This is a genomic window from Avibacterium paragallinarum (genome assembly GCF_011765605.1).
In the GTDB taxonomy this organism is placed as follows: Bacteria; Pseudomonadota; Gammaproteobacteria; order Enterobacterales; family Pasteurellaceae; genus Avibacterium; species Avibacterium paragallinarum.
Genome location: NZ_CP050316.1, coordinates 2,125,851 through 2,142,659, shown reverse-complemented (window position 1 = coordinate 2,142,659; position 16,809 = coordinate 2,125,851). Strand labels below are relative to the sequence as shown.

Here is a 16,809-nt window from a genome sequence, read left to right as displayed (position 1 = left end):
TTTCCCTTGAGGAAATGTGTTTCCCCTTTTTTATTTTGGAGAAACACAATGAATATTTTACACACTTATTTTGACAATAAATTGGTTGAAGCTGGCTTTCCAAGTGAATTAATGATTGAAAGTTCGCTTTCTTATAGCCAAGGCGATGGCGTTGCCTTTTATGGTCGGCTTTATTCTGATGATTGGATTAATTTGTATAAACACATTTATCCTGACCAAACAGAGAAAGCCTATCGCCGATTTGCATTTATTGCCGAATATATTGGGGCGAATGAGTATTTCAATGTGCTTGACATTACGCGTAATCATTTCGGTTATCGCTATTCCCATTGTAATACGATGAGCCTTGATACGCGTCCAGCGGAAGAAGCGTTTTGCTTTCGAGATATTCGCAACAAAGATAAAGAAATGTTCAGGGCAATCTGGGACAACTTTATTGCGGATTTAGGCGAATACATTAAAGACACCTCAACAATGCTGGAACGTCTTGGGTATCGTTTGCTGGAATCAATGTATATTGAACCCGAAGAAAAACGTCACACCATTAATACTAAGCAGTATCGCATTGAATTTACGGTTGAACCCGTGCCTTTTCATTATGGCTATTTTAGCTCAGAAGATTTTGGCTATGAGGATACCAATCAATTTTGCGAAGCCATTTTGAATGGCATGAAAATCGTTGATTTAAGTGCTACGGTCTATCACAAAGCACTCGGCATTCAAATGGGCGAAAGTTCATTAGGTTGGTGTACTTACTTGAGTGAGGATACCACTTACCGAGGCCATAGACGTGATTTAATCCTTGATGCCATTCGTGAAGCGAGAACCTTTGCACACAAGCTGACAGGCTTAACGCAATTACGTCAGCCCCAATAAATTAACTGCCTTTTCAACCCAATCGGGGAACATCTCCGATTGTGGGGCTGTTCCCCTTTTTCTATTTAGGAGAACAGACATGAACAATTCAACTCAGAAAAAAGATATTTATCAAGAAATTACCGATAGAATTATCACCGCACTTGAAGCAGGTACGGTTCCTTGGCTAAAACCTTGGGATAACCCTGAAGGCAATTTAGGCATACCTTGCAATGCCGTGTCAGGACGATACTATCAAGGAATAAATATCTTACTTTTATGGATTGCTGGCGCAGAAAATGGCTATCGACAATATAAATGGATCACCGCACGGGCCGCTAACAAATTAGGCGGCTATGTGCGTAAAGGTGAGAAAGCGACCATTGTTGCCAGTTATTGCCCGATTGAGCGTGAAAAATGTGATGACGAAGGTAACCCGATTTGTGATGAAGAGGGCAACCCTGAAATGGAGCAGTTTGCCATTTTAAAACGTTATCCTGTTTTCAACATCGAACAATGCGACGGTTTGCCGAAAGCAATGTTTGATAAAACGCAAGAACGTGCAGTAGATGCTGAGCTGACCCAATACCAGATTTACGCAGATATTCGCAAAATTATTGATGGAATGTCGCTGGCAGTGGATATTGTACCCAGTCCTGAAGCCTTTTATCAGCCAAAAGCCGATAAAATCGTAATCCCTGAAATGAAGCAATTCCATTCAGAGCAGGATTTTTACAGCGTACTTTTGCACGAAATGACGCACGCCACAGGGCACGCCTCGCGTTTAAATCGAGAAGGTATTGCCTCAGGTAAAGCCAAATTTGGCAACAAAATCTATGCCTTTGAAGAGCTAATTGCTGAAATGGGTGGGGCATTTTTATGTGCACATCTTGGGTTTAGCCAAGTTCCACAAAATGCCGCCTATATTCAAAGTTGGCTCAAGATTTTGAAAGAGGATAATCGTGCCATTCTCAAAGCCTCAGGATTTGCTCGCAAAGCCTGTGAATATATGCTTGAGACGCTTGATGTTCAAAAACAATATGAACATTACTATCCTGAAGCAGCGTAAACCATACGGAGTGGCATCATTTAATGATGCACCTCTTCCTTTCAACCTTTAAAAGTGCGGTTAAATTTCACCGCACTTTTCCCAATGGGGATACATTTATCCCTTTGGGGCAGTGTATCCCTTTTATCATTTAACTTAAATAAGGAGATACACGATGCCAAATTGGTGTGAAAATAGACTTTCAGTAACTGCAACAAATGCAATGATGATGAAAGCGATTGCTGAAAAAGTCTTGCGATTTGATCAAGAAGAAAATCAGCAGGTCGTTGATTTTAATTTGTTAATACCGATGCCCAAAGAAGTGAATATTGTTTGTGGTAGCTATGGTTGGCGAACACTTCAATTATTAGAGCTAGACAAAGGACTGTTATTAACTGATGACCTGATTGATGAATTTGTCAAAGATAGCAAAAAAGCATTACGCTTATCTTTGTTATCGAAAGAGCATAATTGGACTGTTGGCGATTTTGTTCATTGGCTTAAAGATAATTCGAATGAACCAGATTATTTTTACTTCGACTTAGTTTTAGGGCAGCAATATATTGATAATAAGCTGAAATATAATGCCCCAACTTGGTATGAGTGGGCTTATGAAAACTGGGGCGTTAAATGGAATGCGGATACACAATATTGCGATGACATTTGTGAGGGGCAGACATATTTTTGCGTCGATTTTGATACTGCATGGTGTCCACCTTCAGAATGGTTTACTGAGCTTACCCATCAGTTCCCTGAAGCTAGTTTTCGATTAACCTATTTTGAACCAGGAATGTTATTTGCGGGTGTCCAAAGTTCTGATGAAACAGAGACTTGTCATTGCGAATATCCTGATTCAGTAGAAAGACTTTTCAATATTGCAATGGAGTTTGGTTATTCGAAGGACGATTTTGAATTTGACCATGAATAATGGTAATAAAAGCACTCAGTATTGAGTGCTTTTTTACTGTAAGATGTTTAGGTTTAGGCTTCTCGATCTAAATGAAGATTGATGTTTGCTAGTGGAAAAAATAATTTGTGGGTATCTTTAGAGAAAGGGAGAAATCCAAATTGTTGATAAAAATCTACCGCACTTTGATCTTTGGCATCAACAATCAATGCATAAGCCGCAATATCCGAACGAATAATGCGTTTTAGTGCGTTACCGAGTAAGGCTTTTCCTAAACCATTGCCTTTTGCTTGCTTATCAACGGCTAAGCGACCAAGTAAAACCGCTGGAATACTAGGGTAACGGGGCAGTTTTTTCTTAAGGTTTTCAGGGAGATCAACAAGAGGAATACTTGCTGAAGCTAAAGTATAGTAGCCTAAAATACGTTTGTTTTCATCAATGACAGCAAAGCAAGAGGCGATACGCCTTTTGATGTCTTGTGAAACCTGTTTTTGTAAATACTGATTTAACGGCGGAACGCCACAATCAAATTGATCGCGTAGATAGGCTTTATCAAATGCAGTAATCTTGATATTGGGGAGCATTATTCCCCCAATAATGAGGTGCTTAAATCAAGTGCTTCTTGCATTTTTTTATTTGGCATAGGCGGTGAAATTAATGCTTCTGCAAAACACTGCTGATCAGCGATGGAAAGGTGGATAAGTTCATTTTTTTCCACTGTTTTTTTCGCAGCCGACAGTGCTGCACTAATTACAAAATCACTTAAACTACGTCCTTCAAGGATTGCAGCACGCTTTAATAGTTGTTGCACATCAGTATTAATTCTAGCTTCAAATCTCGCTGTGGCTGGCATAATATTCTCCTCTTTTTTTAGGTGTTGATTGTACGGTGTATGTACGGTAATTTCAAGTGCTAAAATGGAAGGAGGAAAGTATTTTTGTTGTAGTGAGTTACTCTTCGTAGCTTTAGTTATTTTAGAATAACGCCTTCGTTGAAATCTGGTTTCTAGTTAGGAGCAAGTGAATTGATGCATTTCTCATCTTTGTCAGTTTTTTTCTGCTATTAATAAATGCTTGCCAGTTTGTTAGTGACTCAAGGTAAATGTAGTCGATAGTAGTGATAATAATTGGATTTCTTAAGGTTTCTAATTGCTTTATGATGATATCCAATTCTTGAAAGTTTGAAACATCAATACCTAAAATGTCCTTGTCATTTAGATTAGGGGATTTATTATTTAAGTCAAGTAGTGAATTAATCAAAACTACGCTTTTGAGCTTTGCTATTTTGCTTAAGAGAGTTGATTTTCCTGTTGCAATTTTTCCAGAAATAATCACCAATATGGAGCTGGTGATGCTATCAAGGTGTTCTTCTAAATAGTTATTAAAACGAATATTAATAGGACTATTTTGAGTAGATGTCGCATTCAGTTTTAAAATGTTATGGTTCATGATATTCCTCATTACCGTTTTTAATGATATTAAACCTTATATTTTCGCCAAACTCTCAATACTGTACTTTCACTTGTATTAAGGATTGCCGCGGTCTCTTTAATGGATGTCCCATTTTTTCGCTGTTCAATAATGGCGTGGTGTAATGCGATATTGGGTTGCCGCCCTCGATATTTTCGTTGCTTTCGAGCAAGAGCAATTCCCTGATGTTGTCGTTCTTTTCGTTTTTGGAAATCATTGTGTGCCACGCTGACGGCAAGTTTTAAAAACATATTCTGCATTGCAGAAAAGAGGTCTGACATTAAAAATTTAGGGTCAAAAACCTCTGCACTTGTACCGAGGCTTTGTGACACGGTATCAAAGTCAAATACTTCAGGAACCTGAATTTTTGCCCCTTTTGATTGTATGGCATTAATTAATTCAAGGGCTTTTTTCGGTTCTAACCGTGTTAAGCGATCGATGCTTTCGGCAATCACGACATCGTTTTGTTGCAAATCACTAATTAACCGAGAAAGTTCTGGGCGTTTTTCCCATTCCGTTGTGCCTGAAATTTTTTCACGATATACGGCTGCCACATAAAAGCCTTTACGTTTTGTATCATTGATCAGTTTTTCTTGCCGTTGTAGATCTTGCTCTTCGGTGGAGACTCTCATATAGATTCGTGCGAACATAAAATACTCAACATACCTTCATTAAGGTCATTTTTTTATGACTCTGTTATTGAACCCCATTTTCAGTCTAAATGACGGGGGCATTTACTGGATTTTTGCCAGTGTCATTGAGGTATACCCTAATGACGTACTTATTTTGCAAAATATCAGGGGATTTTTAGATGGTTAATTGTTTTGAAATTTCAGAGAATTTAGGAGAGGAAAAGTCATTTAGGATAAATATACTGGAACAGGAGGAATGAGATTACATAACAATGAGAGCTTTGATTATCGTTATACCCCTTCTTTTTTCAAGTTGGGCCAATGCTCAAATTCAAGCGGGCCAAATTTGCCATACTGATCCTGAAGTGACAGCGTATAACTATGCAGGCTTATGGGAAAAATTTGAAGATGGTTGGATTTGTAATTATTGGCAGTTTCTTCCTGAAGATGAATGGGAAGAGGTGATTATAGAGGAAGAAGGAGTGGAAGCAGAAACCGATGAATAAAAATAAATCACTAATTTTATGAAGTGGGGTTAAGCAAATTTTACTACAAACGAATTAAGCATTCGAAGCTGTTTGCAGTGAAATAAAATGATATCAATGGCATTGAAAAATTTGGAGTTAAGCAAAGCAGATACTCCAAAATATAGGGCAATTGGCTTTTATCCTTGAAGGAATGTCAATTTTATTTTCATTTTTCGCAGAATTTAGGGTTAATCTCCGTCAGCTCCTTTTTATATTTGCCTTCATAAAATATAGGTTGAATAGCTATTTCATCAAAAAATGCCAGGACTTCGGGCTTGCTAAGTGCGATTTTTGATGATTCCTCCGCATTACCTTTAAGTATTTCTTTTGCAAAAGAATTAGCTTTATCCAATCCTACATAAGAGGATGAAGCTGCTGTTAAAACTTCATCAATTACTACCAAATTATTGCCAATTCTATGCTTTACAATTTGATTCAAAAATGACTGCTGAGAACTTAAAGTAATATCCATGATATTTTGAGGTGCTTCATAAAATTTACCTTCGCCCCAATCAGTTAATCCACCTTTTTTATTTGTGTTTGGATTAATGGTCTTTTTTGATGACAATGTTCCAATAGATAATATTTGCACATATTCCAGTGGAGATTCAAAAAATTTATCGGCTTCATGTAAACCAATTAGACTAGGATTATTGGCAAACAGACCTCCATCTATATATTCGTTATTGCCAATTCGATGTCTCTTAAAGTATGTTGGTGCAGCTGAAGTTGCCAATGCGATATCAACAATTTTTTGCCTGTAATCTCGTTTAAAATCTTTATGATGTGGCGTTTTAAATACAACTGGGGAACCAGTCGTATAATTTATTGATGGGATAGCCACAGGATGTTTTAAATCACCAATTACAGAGTCACCAAACCAATCCAACAAAATATCTTTCAAAACATCCGAATTATATTTGGCTTTAAATATTCCACCAAAATTCAATCGAGATTGTTTCGTAAAAATTTCTTCTCCCTTATCATCAAATATTTTGGAAATATTTTCAGCAGGAATTTCATAAGCTAATGCCAGTGCAATAATACCACCAATCGATGTGCCTGTTATTAAATTAAAATAATTGGCAATACAATCATTTGGATCTTTAGTTTTTAAATGGTTTTCCAACTCTTTTAATACTTCAGCTGTATATAAACCACGATAACCACCACCAGATAATGACAGTATTTTAAAATCAGATTGATCTTGCATATTTTTCTCCACAATAAGGGCAGTTTTTATCTGCCATAATTAACATGTCATTGATTTTTTCATCTTGGTATTCAGAGTTGTAACGGGTTTGGTAATTATTTTTGACCATACCAGTTTCTATCCATTCCAATATCATATTAATACCTAATGAGCTTGCCATCATTCCACCAGATACGGCATAGGGTGTAAATGCTGAACAAACACCAAAACGTTGTTCTTTGTTTAAATTTCTAATTGGTAAAGTACTTTCAAAGAGTTCATTAGCAGATGTTCCTAAGCATTGAATACAGCCACCTTGATGATTTTGCAATTTTGCATCACACCAAAAGCCTTGTACACATTCGCCATTGCCAAAAATCCACAAGTGCAATAAATTGGGACGATATTCTAATGGTATTTGTTGTACTAATTCATTGAGATATTCTTGTACTTCAATACTACCTGTTGCATCCACAATTAAGTCTACTGGATGATCTATAAAGTATTGAAAATTATAATCACTAATATTATTAGTCTTGATGTTCAATTTTGGCATTTGATTAAAAGTTTGCCTTTGTACATATTCTTTAAATGCTTGGGGTTTTCTTTTTCCAATATATTCTACACCTAATAAATGTCGCCCAACATTATCAATACTTAAAATATCATTATCAATAATAGTAAACTCATCATCAATTCCAGCACCGATTTTGATCAAGGAGTCTGCCATATATCCACCAATTGCTCCCAAGCCGACTTGAAAAACTTTTTTATTTAACAAGCCATTTTGTGATTTCTCTGGCAAATTTCTCAAAATACTAGATTTAAAATCAATTAAATTCACTGTATAAAAAACTACCTTTTTATTTAAAAACATCTTATCAAAAAAATTTTTTAATAAATTATTTTGGCAATCATTCCATTCAAGTGATACGCCCATTAACTTATTTTTCCATTCAATCAATATATTAATAGGTTTTTTCTTATTTTTTTTATTGATGCGATTTAGATACTCTCTTAATTTTTTGTAAGTATCATCATCCCATTTTTGAATAAAATTTAAAAATGACCGAGTAGTAATTTGATTATTTTTAAATAATCCCAAAAAATTTGGTTTGCTTTTGTTGTTAATTTGCAGATAGAAAATATTATTTTTACTTTTTGAGTTTAAGAAATTATAATTTTCCTTATTTTTAACAATGTGCCAAAAATGATTTTTATCATTAGTTAAATCACTCAATACAATAACCGTTCCTAAGAAATCTTCTGAATACTCTTGAATGTATTTATTTTTGTCTAACAATTTAACAAAAAAACTCATCAAACATTGCTCAATTGACAAAATAAATTTACTAAGATCATTTCTTGGTATAATTTGACTGTTTTCCATAAAATAACAAACGTAATACAACTTATTATTTAAATAAGTAATTTTTCTTTTTTGTAAATGAGGTATAGGCTGGGTAATATGTGGAAAATCTTTCTGCAAGAGTAATAGTTGATTTTCTGTTATGTAAATTTTAGGAAAATCCAACAATGCTGAATTAGAAAAAATCAAAAAATACTCAATTTTTGTATTTTTATTTTCTATAGAAATTTCTTTTTTATAACAAATACTTTTATTGCTTAATTGACCATTTTTAAAATCCGAAAACGAGATTGGTTCATATTGGTGATAAGACAATTTTTCAATAATTTTATTGCGGTGATTCATCGTTTTTTAATACCAACTTAAAAAATACATTATTAATACGAATATTTAGCCAATCGTTGCTATGGACTTCACTACTACAAATCCAAAATAAGTGAATATTTCTATCGTAGTAGCTATTTTTAGGCAATTCATTCCAACTATTCAAATCTGTTTTTGATGGTTTTGGATAAATTTCTGGATGTGTATGCCATTCTCCCAAATAATGCCATTGATGATTGGATTGTTTATTTAATTTTTTCAATAAGTTGAAATTGTAATCAGCTGATTTTTGTGTGCGAATACATAAAAAACGACTGAGTTTATCAAATGGTGTAGGCGTGGTAATTGCTTTGACCCAAAAAGCATTTTCCCAAGCCAACCCAATAAGCAGACCCAAAGATTCAGACTGTCTGCTTGTTTTTTGCCGATAAGCAGTTAATTGAGTGATAATGTGGTTATCTATACGCACAACAAAATCACCATCAACTGCTTGCCATTCGGTATAATCCATCAGCCTTGTCTTAATGGAACTTGTGGAGTAATTTTTGATTGTACCAATGGTTGTGTATCAAAAACGGATTGCCGAGAAGTTTCAATCAAATCTTTATCTTGCGGTATTCTATCACCCAACTCATTTGTGATGAAAGTTAGAGCTTTGGTTTTATCAGAATTATTTAAACTCGCCATAAAATTTTGATAAAGTTTATCAGCATATCGGCTGGCTTCAACTCTTTCTCGCTCTTTCATACGGTTAAAATCTTCACTTTCGTGTTCTTCAATGTTTTCGTAAACATCGCTATTCAAGGCATTTGGCAATTCTTCTAAAACCGATAATAGTGCCAAATCATCACGAGATGGATAATATTGATAATACTTGCAGGCAATAATCATCAATAAAATGGAGCTTGGCTGAAAAGATTTATCTGCAAATTGCCAATCACGCCAGGCCTTTAAATAACGGCAAATTGCTCGCAATTGCTGACCGTTATTTTCCAAAGACTTTAATTTATCGGTAAACCATTTACGAATCAGTTCGCAGTCGCTTTCTTGCCAAGTGCCATCTCGCCTTGCCATATGAATCATTTGAATATTTTGATCTATTAAAGATTCTTCAGCAAATGATTTAATATCAAAATCTTCAAATATCCACTCAGAATAATTTAAGCTATTATGAATAGCAGTCGCACTGTCTAGCGATAGTTGTAATTCATTACGCTCTTCTAAACTATCAAACATATCATCAGGAACAGCATAGAGAGGAATGTCCATATGGGCATTACTTCTGATTTTAATGCGAATACATGATGATGGTGCAGAGGTATCTAACTGCCATTTGTGTTGATGACATAAATCTTCCATCATCAATTCTACTTGCTCAAAGTAATTTTGGGCTTGTTCACTTGCACTAGCATCAGGATTAAAGCCTTCAAATGCACGAACAGGCAAATATACTCCATAATCAAAATCCATTTCTTGACCTTGTTTGGCCGGCAAATTGCAAGTGCCATACGCCCACGATCCTTGAATGCGAAATTTTGGGGCAATATTAGCAATTCCTTGTTGTTCCAAAAATTCCTTGATTTTGGTCTTTAAGTGGCTTTTAACATCTTTTTTAACCTGATTAAAAAAGTTTAAGTCCTGTTCTGTTGGAGTAATCTTTTTCTTAAAACCAATCTCTCTGTCTACAAAAACACGATGAAGGTTATTTACATAATTGTTCATATTTCACCTATGAATAAAATGACATACGTTATGCCATATATGGGATTATCAGTGATAAATTTCAAGTCAATCAGACTCTTGATTTATGTTTCTTTTTGTAAAAAAATACTATCTTCCTAGACGGTGTTTCCTTATCATCTCAAAGAATATTATCCTGTGCATTTGTTGTATTGGAAATATTATTAAGCCAGACAATATTACGAAAACCCCAAAAGGGAAAAGGCATAAGGGAAATCCCCTAAGGGATTTAAGGGTAACCTTTCCAAGGGGAAAGGTCTTACCCGAAAAGGCCAAAGGGCTAAATGGCTTTTTCTTGCGTTATTTATATTTTTTATGAGATATCTGAATGTTCAAATCGCTGACACAACTTTTCAAATCAAAGCCAAATACGTCTAACATTAAGGAAAAAAATGCAGTACAGAGGCAGGAAAAGCAAGATATAGACGGTTGGATTACACCTTATTCTGCACAAACTTTGCTTAATACGGAATTACGGCAGCGTTATCTTGGTTTACTCTGGCAACAAGTTTCAATGACAAGAGAAATGTTTGAGCATTTGTATCAAAAGCCCATTGAACGTTATGCCGAAATGGTTCAACTCTTACCCGCCTCAGAATTACATCATCACGCCCATTTAGGCGGGATGCTAGATCACGGTTTAGAAGTGATTTCGTTTGCGGCTAAGTTACGTCAAAACTATGTATTACCTTTAAATGCTGCACCAGAAGAACAAGCGAAACAAAAAGATGCTTGGACGGCAGCCGTGATTTATTTAGCCTTAGTCCACGATATTGGTAAATCTATCGTGGATATTGAAATACAGTTACAAGATGGGAGGCGTTGGCTTGCTTGGAATGGCATACCGACATTGCCTTACAAATTTAGATACATTAAGCAGAGAGATTATGAACTCCACCCTGTATTAGGGGGATTTATTGCAAACCAATTAATTGCAAAAGAAACTTTCGATTGGTTGGCAACCTACCCAGAGGTATTTTCTGCTTTGATGTACGCAATGGCAGGACATTATGATAAAGCCAGCGTATTAGCTGAAATTGTACAAAAAGCCGATCAAAATAGTGTTGCATTGGCTTTAGGTGGTGATATTACTAAATTGGTTCAGAAACCCGTTATTTCCTTTGCGAAACAACTTATTTTGGCTTTACGTTATTTAGTTTCACAAAAATTCAAAATTAGTGCCAAAGGTCCTGGAGATGGCTGGCTTACGGCAGAAGGATTGTGGCTAATGAGTAAAACCACCGCGGATCAAATTCGAGCTTATTTGATGGGACAGGGGATTAGTGTACCGAGTGATAATCGTAAGTTGTTCGACGAAATGCAGGCTCATCAAGTCATTGAGAGGACCTCGGAGGGGACGGCAATCTGGTATTGTCAGCTAAATGCAGACGCAGGTTGGAAACCCAAAGATAAGTTTAGTTTATTACGCATTAAACCTGAGGTAATTTGGGATAACATTGACGATCGCCCAGAATTATTTGCTGGAACAATTTGTGTTGTAGAAAAAGAAAATGAGTCAGAGGAAAAAATATCAAATACAGTAAATGAGGTACAGGATACTGTGCCAGTAAACAAAAAAGAAAATAGAGAACTTACTTCAAATTTACAAGAGGAAAATACCGCACTTCAATCGCTGAATCCCTCTCAAAATCCTGAGGCAATTGTAGAACATCGTGAGAATAACAGTGTTGATTTCTTACTAAATATGTTCAGCAATAGCAATGAGCAACAAGTGGCGAATATCCCCTCTGCTGATGCTGAAGCTGGAACAACGATATTAAAATCTGAGCCAGAGAATTTGAATACACATATCGATGTTGAAGTAAATACTATTCCCGAGCCTCCAACATCTCCAGCAAACGATGACTCGCATTTCAAATCCGAAGGGCAGAAATTTGTGGACTGGTTAAAAGAGAAACTTCTTAAAAATCAACTCACTTTTAATGATCGCACAGCAAAAGTCCATATCGTTAAGGATTGTTTGTTTATTGTCAGCCCAAGTTCCTTTGAACTCTATTTACAAGAGAAGGGAGAGCCTTATAATGAAGAAAGTGTAAATAATTTACAATATGAATTTCAATCACTAGGCTTGCATAGAAAGCGAATCATCAAAGATGATACCGTAAACTTTTGGCGTTGTAAGGTGATAGGTCCAAAAAAAGAATCCTTCTTAGTGGGCTATCTTGTTCCCAATACCCGATTATTTTTTGGTGATAAGATTTTAATCAATAATAGACATCTATTACTAGAGGAGTAAAGCTATGCAAAATACCAGCGCAACATTTGAGCTATTATTACAGCAATTTTTTTTCACAAGCATTTACGCTTAGATACGAAGAAAAGTTATGAAAAAGCAATACGGCAATTATGTCGGCGTTGTGATGTAATTTACCCCAATGAAATTACGCGCACTCATTTACTTAATTGGCGTAACACTGTCGTGGGGGAAGGAATTAAACCAATCACTTGGAATAGTTATTTACGGCATTTAAAGTGTCTTTATAAATTTGGAATTGAACAGAATTTGTTTAACTATAATGAAAACCCATGCGATAAATTATTTTTACGAGTAGGGAAGCCAAAAAGAAAAATTCTTACCGAACGACAATTAATAAAATTAGATTTTTTTCTTAGTAGTGAGGAAAATTTGCCAACAGTATTGAATCCCCAATGGTTTATTCAGGCATTAGTTAATACATTTCGTTTTACTGGGATTCGCCGAGCTCAATTACTTCGTTTGAAAATAGGTGATATTGATTTATATCAGAAAGTTATCCATATTTCTCCAGAGATTAACAAAAATCATGAATATCATTGCATTCCTATTTCAGAGAGATTATTTCCTTATATTGAAAGATTGGTTATTGAACTAAGAAAATATAAACAGTCTTCTGATTCTCAGTTATTCAATATTAATATATTTCGCAAAACTCGATATAAAGGTCAAACCACAACAGAATATCAAATAAGTCACCTTTTTAGAGTAATTTCAAATAAGTTAGGTTTTCAAGTTTCTCCTCATCGTTTCAGACATACTGTAGCAACCAATCTGATGAAAAATCCAGATAATCTTTATGTTGCGAAACAATTACTTGGACATAAAGATGTGAGAGTTACATTAACTTATATTGAAAGTGATGTTGAAATGCTTAGAGAAAAAGTGAACTCAGATTTATTATAAAATATCACTATCCAGCCTTTACAAACTCTAGATTTTGTGTAAGATCGGAGCAAGATTGGTATGTTACAGGGCTAATCAATCACGGTGTATCGGCTGGGTATTTATAGTGAAAGATCCTGTAGCATTACTTATAAGAGTTTTTGTGCTTGTAGAGGTTTTACGCAAAGGATTGAAAATCCCCGTGTCGGTGGTTCGATTCCGCCTCGAGGCACCACTACTCCTCCTTAGTTCAGTCGGTAGAACGGTGGACTGTTAATCCATATGTCGCTGGTTCAAGTCCAGCAGGAGGAGCCAAATTTTAGGCCGCTGATGAAAATCAGCGGTTTTTTTACGAAAATTTAATGATAAGATTGAGTTTGCCTAGATAGAAGAGCAGAAGTAAGTAGTAGAGCTTATATAAGGCATACATCTGGTTCTACTTAGTCAGTAATTTGCTCATCTTGCCACTTGAGGGAATAATTAGTTTTATATTCTTTCTCTATATAATACCGCATTTTATCTCGTCTTTTTCTTTCTGTTTTTATTATCTATCCCCTTGACGAATAAGCGATTGAAGCGTAACATTCCGCACGATTTAGCAACAAGAGGACACACACTTTGGACAGTCATAGTCGATACCAATATCTTTAATATAAATCTCGTCCTCAACTTATCGGCGGGATTTCGCAGGTAAGTTTCATTACCAATATTAGGTATCTTTAATTAAATAATCAAAATTTACACCGCACTTTTATATCGATTATTTAGTTTTCTTTTGTTCATCGGGTTTGTTCATAATCCCCCAAGGAGTATGACAAAATGATTAATGCTTTTGCATTAGAGAAAGCACGTTTAATTCGGCTTGATGACGGCGATGAAAATCTCAATGCCGCTATTTGGATTGATTTATTAGAACCTTCAAGTGAAGAACGTGAAATGTTGCAGCAGGGACTCGGGCAGAGTTTAGCATCATTTCTTGAACTGGAAGATATTGAAGCATCTGCACGTTTTTTCGAAGATGAAGATGGCTTGCATCTGCACTCTTTTTTTTATTGTGAAGATGAAAATGATTATGCTGATATTGCCAGTGTGGCGTTTACTTTGCGTGATGGGCGTTTATTCACCCTGCGTGATCGTGAATTGCCTGCATTCCGCCTTTATCGAATGCGTTCGCGTAGCCAACGATTGGTGGAATGTAACGCCTATGAAGTGCTATTAGATTTATTTGAAACTAAAATCGAGCAATTAGCAGATGTAATCGAAAATGTTTATGCGGATTTGGAAAAATTAAGTCACGTTATTTTAGAAGGTAAGCAAGGGGAAGCCTTTGACGAAGCCCTCGCCACGCTCACAGAGCAAGAAGATGCCAGCTCCAAAGTGCGTTTATGTTTGATGGATACTCAGCGTGCGTTGAGCTTTTTAGTGCGAAAAACCCGCTTGCCAACCAACCAGTTAGAGCAAGCACGGGATATTTTACGCGATATTGAATCCCTCCAACCGCACAATGAATCCCTATTCCAAAAGGTGAATTTCTTAATGCAAGCGGCGATGGGTTATATTAATATCGAACAGAATAAAATTATGAAGTTCTTCTCGGTGGTGTCGGTAATGTTCCTGCCAGCTACGCTGGTCGCCTCTACCTATGGAATGAACTTTGAGTTTATGCCAGAATTGCATTTAAAATATGGCTACCCAATGGCGATTGGCTTAATGATTGTCGCCGCTCTCACGCCTTATATTTATTTTAAACGCAAAGGCTGGTTATAGTTTTAAGGAGAACACAATGGGCTTAAATTCCCTTCAATTTTTGTTGTACACCCTGATTAATGTGTACAGTTTTGTCGTAATTTTGCGTGCGTGGTTTCAGTTTAGCCGCGTAGATTTTTACAACCCGCTTTCACAGAGTATTGTCAAATTTACTCAGCCGATCCTTGCTCCAATGCAAAAAATGTTGCCTACTTTCAAGGGCATTAACACCGCTGCCCTTGTCCTCTGTATCCTACTTGGCACGGCAAAATATCCATTAATCAGCTTGCTCGGCTCAGAACAAATCGCCGCCGCCCCACTGACTTATGTTTTTATCGGATTGCTACACAGTTTGAGAACCTTAGGCGAAACTATTATCTATGTGCTGTTTATCCAAGCCATTTTAAGCTGGTTTAATCGAGGACAAAACCCTTTACAATACACGCTTTATCAGCTTACTGAGCCACTGCTCAACCCAATTCGCCGCATTTTGCCGAACACAGGAATGATTGATTTTTCCCCAATGCTTTTAGCGTTTATCCTGTTTTACGGTAATCGAGTAATGTATGACATCGCCCCAATTTTATGGCAATTTGCCTAATGAAGGCTGTTGAACAAACCCCACAAGGGCTTCGGTTGAGGATTATACTGCAACCGAAAGCTAGCAAAGATCAGTTGGTTGGGCTGCACGATAGCGAGCTAAAAATCACCATCACCGCCCCGCCAATTGATGGAAAGGCTAACGCACACTTGCTCAAATTCCTAAGCAAAATTTTTAAAGTACCGAAAAGCCACATTGTTCTTGAAAAAGGCGAACTCAATCGGCATAAACAAATATTGATTATTTCTCCTAGAATTATTCCGAATGTCCTAATGGCATTATTGTGATGAAGGTATAAGTAATTTTATAAGTTTAGTCTTAGCTATATTTTTTTGCAGAAAACCACGCAGAAATATAACCGATGAAAGCACACATTATAAGTAGGCACAATAATTCGCTGAATTCTATACCCTGTAACTCAAAATTTACAGAAAAAATAGTTGTGATATATTGTATTGAATTTGCAAGATAGTTGGTAATTACGGCACTAAAGATGGAGGCGATAAATCCTCCAAGTACAGCATAAATTATACCTGTGTAAATGAAAGGTTGGATGATAAATTGCTCTGTAGCTCCGAGTAACTTCATTATATCAATACTATATCTCTGACTATATACATCTGAACGTATGCTGTTACCAATAACTAAACATACGGAAATGATCATTAAAATTGTACAAATTAAGGCAATATGTGCGACTAGCCAAGAAAGAGCGGTAAGTTTTTCTAATGTATTATTATCTAATTGAATGTCTTCTATTCCTTTTATTTTGATTAATTGTTTTTGTAGTTCATTGATTTTTTCTCTTTCATTATAGGTGTCTGCTAGTTTAATAATAATTATGGCTGGTAGTGGGTTGCCATCTAAAATATCTAAATGTTCTCCAAAACCTGACCAATGTTTGAATTCCTCTAAACTTTCTTGTCTAGAAATATATTTTAGGTCTTCTATACCTTCTTGTTTACGAATTTTATCAACAATTAAGTGAGAATCTGATTCAGAAAGATTTTTGTGTAAATAAATAGTCAGTTCAGTTTTGGGATAAAATTGTATTTTGGCTAAATAAATATTTTTCCATAGTAAGTAACTCACAGAAGGTAAAGTCAAGGATGAAGCAATGGCTAATACCGTAAATAATGTGGCGTATTTTTTTTTAATTAAATCTTTAAGCACCATTTTTAATAGATAGCAGGTTTGTCTTGTCCAAGAGCGAGTTATAGAACGAGAATGCATTGATGT

The 16,809-nt window shown here is 35.8% G+C and carries 18 protein-coding genes and 1 tRNA gene; 10 read left to right on the top strand and 9 right to left on the bottom strand.

What is annotated here, in order from left to right; genetic code table 11:
- Positions 1–48: 48 nt before the first annotated feature.
- The 3 genes from HBL79_RS10345 to HBL79_RS10335 all read left to right on the top strand — a co-directional run bounded on the left by HBL79_RS10345 (position 49) and on the right by HBL79_RS10335 (position 2,831).
- Entirely contained in the window at positions 49–876 is an 828-nt protein-coding gene (locus HBL79_RS10345; RefSeq protein WP_046097286.1) for a hypothetical protein, read from the top strand.
- A 79-nt stretch (positions 877–955) separates the two neighbouring features.
- Entirely contained in the window at positions 956–1,924 is a 969-nt protein-coding gene (locus HBL79_RS10340) for an ArdC family protein (protein ID WP_035686541.1), read from the top strand.
- A gap of 154 nt (positions 1,925–2,078) precedes the next feature.
- Positions 2,079–2,831, top strand: a complete 753-nt coding sequence (locus HBL79_RS10335) for a DUF1281 family ferredoxin-like fold protein (protein WP_051128082.1) — start codon at positions 2,079–2,081, stop codon at positions 2,829–2,831.
- A gap of 53 nt (positions 2,832–2,884) precedes the next feature.
- Here HBL79_RS10335 and HBL79_RS10330 read toward each other — a convergent pair whose 3' ends face one another.
- From HBL79_RS10330 to HBL79_RS10315, 4 genes are all read right to left on the bottom strand, one after another.
- On the bottom strand, positions 2,885–3,394 hold the full coding sequence (locus HBL79_RS10330; RefSeq protein WP_046097285.1) for a GNAT family N-acetyltransferase: 510 nt from the start codon (positions 3,392–3,394) through the stop codon (positions 2,885–2,887).
- Positions 3,394–3,663, bottom strand: coding sequence for a type II toxin-antitoxin system TacA family antitoxin (locus tag HBL79_RS10325; RefSeq protein ID WP_035686537.1), 270 nt, complete (start codon positions 3,661–3,663; stop codon positions 3,394–3,396). The genes HBL79_RS10330 and HBL79_RS10325 overlap by 1 nt, the downstream gene beginning before the upstream one ends.
- A gap of 121 nt (positions 3,664–3,784) precedes the next feature.
- Entirely contained in the window at positions 3,785–4,258 is a 474-nt protein-coding gene (locus HBL79_RS10320) for a hypothetical protein (protein ID WP_035686534.1), read from the bottom strand.
- A 29-nt stretch (positions 4,259–4,287) separates the two neighbouring features.
- A complete protein-coding gene (locus tag HBL79_RS10315; RefSeq protein ID WP_199735584.1) occupies positions 4,288–4,911 on the bottom strand; it encodes a recombinase family protein in 624 nt (207 codons plus the stop codon).
- A 272-nt stretch (positions 4,912–5,183) separates the two neighbouring features.
- Here HBL79_RS10315 and HBL79_RS10310 point away from each other — a divergent pair, with 272 nt between their 5' ends.
- On the top strand, positions 5,184–5,417 hold the full coding sequence (locus HBL79_RS10310; protein WP_035686530.1) for a hypothetical protein: 234 nt from the start codon (positions 5,184–5,186) through the stop codon (positions 5,415–5,417).
- Positions 5,418–5,604: 187 nt separating this feature from the next.
- Here the strand turns inward: HBL79_RS10310 and HBL79_RS10305 are convergent, their stop codons facing one another.
- From HBL79_RS10305 to HBL79_RS10290, 4 genes are read right to left on the bottom strand one after another with little or no spacing between them, the layout of a single operon-like run.
- Positions 5,605–6,651, bottom strand: a complete 1,047-nt coding sequence (locus HBL79_RS10305; RefSeq protein ID WP_035686528.1) for a CBASS cGAMP-activated phospholipase — start codon at positions 6,649–6,651, stop codon at positions 5,605–5,607.
- A complete protein-coding gene (locus tag HBL79_RS12525) occupies positions 6,635–8,344 on the bottom strand; it encodes a ThiF family adenylyltransferase (RefSeq protein ID WP_233570702.1) in 1,710 nt (569 codons plus the stop codon). Before HBL79_RS12525 ends, HBL79_RS10305 begins: the two co-directional genes overlap by 17 nt.
- Entirely contained in the window at positions 8,328–8,834 is a 507-nt protein-coding gene (locus HBL79_RS10295) for a Mov34/MPN/PAD-1 family protein (protein WP_051128081.1), read from the bottom strand. Before HBL79_RS10295 ends, HBL79_RS12525 begins: the two co-directional genes overlap by 17 nt.
- On the bottom strand, positions 8,834–10,045 hold the full coding sequence (locus HBL79_RS10290) for a CBASS cGAMP synthase (RefSeq protein ID WP_035686521.1): 1,212 nt from the start codon (positions 10,043–10,045) through the stop codon (positions 8,834–8,836). Before HBL79_RS10290 ends, HBL79_RS10295 begins: the two co-directional genes overlap by 1 nt.
- A gap of 346 nt (positions 10,046–10,391) precedes the next feature.
- Between HBL79_RS10290 and mobH the strand changes: the two genes are divergently transcribed.
- The 6 genes from mobH to yggU all read left to right on the top strand — a co-directional run bounded on the left by mobH (position 10,392) and on the right by yggU (position 15,857).
- On the top strand, positions 10,392–12,320 hold the full coding sequence (mobH, locus tag HBL79_RS10285; RefSeq protein ID WP_035686519.1) for a MobH family relaxase: 1,929 nt from the start codon (positions 10,392–10,394) through the stop codon (positions 12,318–12,320).
- Between the two features lie 99 nt (positions 12,321–12,419).
- Entirely contained in the window at positions 12,420–13,244 is an 825-nt protein-coding gene (locus tag HBL79_RS10280; RefSeq protein WP_046097284.1) for a tyrosine-type recombinase/integrase, read from the top strand.
- A 218-nt stretch (positions 13,245–13,462) separates the two neighbouring features.
- A tRNA-Asn gene (locus HBL79_RS10275) sits at positions 13,463–13,538 on the top strand.
- Positions 13,539–14,042: 504 nt separating this feature from the next.
- Positions 14,043–14,990 carry a magnesium/cobalt transporter CorA gene (corA, locus tag HBL79_RS10270; protein ID WP_017806286.1) on the top strand — a complete coding sequence of 316 codons (948 nt, stop codon included), beginning with the start codon at positions 14,043–14,045 and terminating at the stop codon, positions 14,988–14,990.
- Between the two features lie 16 nt (positions 14,991–15,006).
- A complete protein-coding gene (locus tag HBL79_RS10265; protein WP_017806287.1) occupies positions 15,007–15,570 on the top strand; it encodes a YggT family protein in 564 nt (187 codons plus the stop codon).
- A complete protein-coding gene (gene yggU / locus HBL79_RS10260; RefSeq protein WP_017806288.1) occupies positions 15,570–15,857 on the top strand; it encodes a DUF167 family protein YggU in 288 nt (95 codons plus the stop codon). The genes HBL79_RS10265 and yggU overlap by 1 nt, the downstream gene beginning before the upstream one ends.
- Positions 15,858–15,888: 31 nt before the next feature.
- On the opposite strand, the gene ftsX is transcribed toward yggU, so the two are convergent.
- Complete coding sequence (gene ftsX / locus HBL79_RS10255; RefSeq protein WP_035686512.1) at positions 15,889–16,803, bottom strand: permease-like cell division protein FtsX; 915 nt, start codon at positions 16,801–16,803, stop codon at positions 15,889–15,891.
- Between the last annotated feature and the right edge of the window lie 6 nt (positions 16,804–16,809).

Bases quoted from the DNA above. Each gene is read 5' to 3' on its own strand.
- HBL79_RS10345 (WP_046097286.1), top strand. From the start codon at position 49: ATGAATATTTTACACACTTATTTTGACAATAAATTGGTTGAAGCTGGC.
- HBL79_RS10340 (WP_035686541.1), top strand. From the start codon at position 956: ATGAACAATTCAACTCAGAAAAAAGATATTTATCAAGAAATTACCGAT.
- HBL79_RS10335 (WP_051128082.1), top strand. From the start codon at position 2,079: ATGCCAAATTGGTGTGAAAATAGACTTTCAGTAACTGCAACAAATGCA.
- HBL79_RS10330 (WP_046097285.1), bottom strand. From the start codon at position 3,394: ATGCTCCCCAATATCAAGATTACTGCATTTGATAAAGCCTATCTACGC.
- HBL79_RS10325 (WP_035686537.1), bottom strand. From the start codon at position 3,663: ATGCCAGCCACAGCGAGATTTGAAGCTAGAATTAATACTGATGTGCAA.
- HBL79_RS10320 (WP_035686534.1), bottom strand. From the start codon at position 4,258: ATGAACCATAACATTTTAAAACTGAATGCGACATCTACTCAAAATAGT.
- HBL79_RS10315 (WP_199735584.1), bottom strand. From the start codon at position 4,911: ATGAGAGTCTCCACCGAAGAGCAAGATCTACAACGGCAAGAAAAACTG.
- HBL79_RS10310 (WP_035686530.1), top strand. From the start codon at position 5,184: ATGAGAGCTTTGATTATCGTTATACCCCTTCTTTTTTCAAGTTGGGCC.
- HBL79_RS10305 (WP_035686528.1), bottom strand. From the start codon at position 6,651: ATGCAAGATCAATCTGATTTTAAAATACTGTCATTATCTGGTGGTGGT.
- HBL79_RS12525 (WP_233570702.1), bottom strand. From the start codon at position 8,344: ATGAATCACCGCAATAAAATTATTGAAAAATTGTCTTATCACCAATAT.
- HBL79_RS10295 (WP_051128081.1), bottom strand. From the start codon at position 8,834: ATGGATTATACCGAATGGCAAGCAGTTGATGGTGATTTTGTTGTGCGT.
- HBL79_RS10290 (WP_035686521.1), bottom strand. From the start codon at position 10,045: ATGAACAATTATGTAAATAACCTTCATCGTGTTTTTGTAGACAGAGAG.
- mobH (WP_035686519.1), top strand. From the start codon at position 10,392: ATGTTCAAATCGCTGACACAACTTTTCAAATCAAAGCCAAATACGTCT.
- corA (WP_017806286.1), top strand. From the start codon at position 14,043: ATGATTAATGCTTTTGCATTAGAGAAAGCACGTTTAATTCGGCTTGAT.
- HBL79_RS10265 (WP_017806287.1), top strand. From the start codon at position 15,007: ATGGGCTTAAATTCCCTTCAATTTTTGTTGTACACCCTGATTAATGTG.
- yggU (WP_017806288.1), top strand. From the start codon at position 15,570: ATGAAGGCTGTTGAACAAACCCCACAAGGGCTTCGGTTGAGGATTATA.
- ftsX (WP_035686512.1), bottom strand. From the start codon at position 16,803: ATGCATTCTCGTTCTATAACTCGCTCTTGGACAAGACAAACCTGCTAT.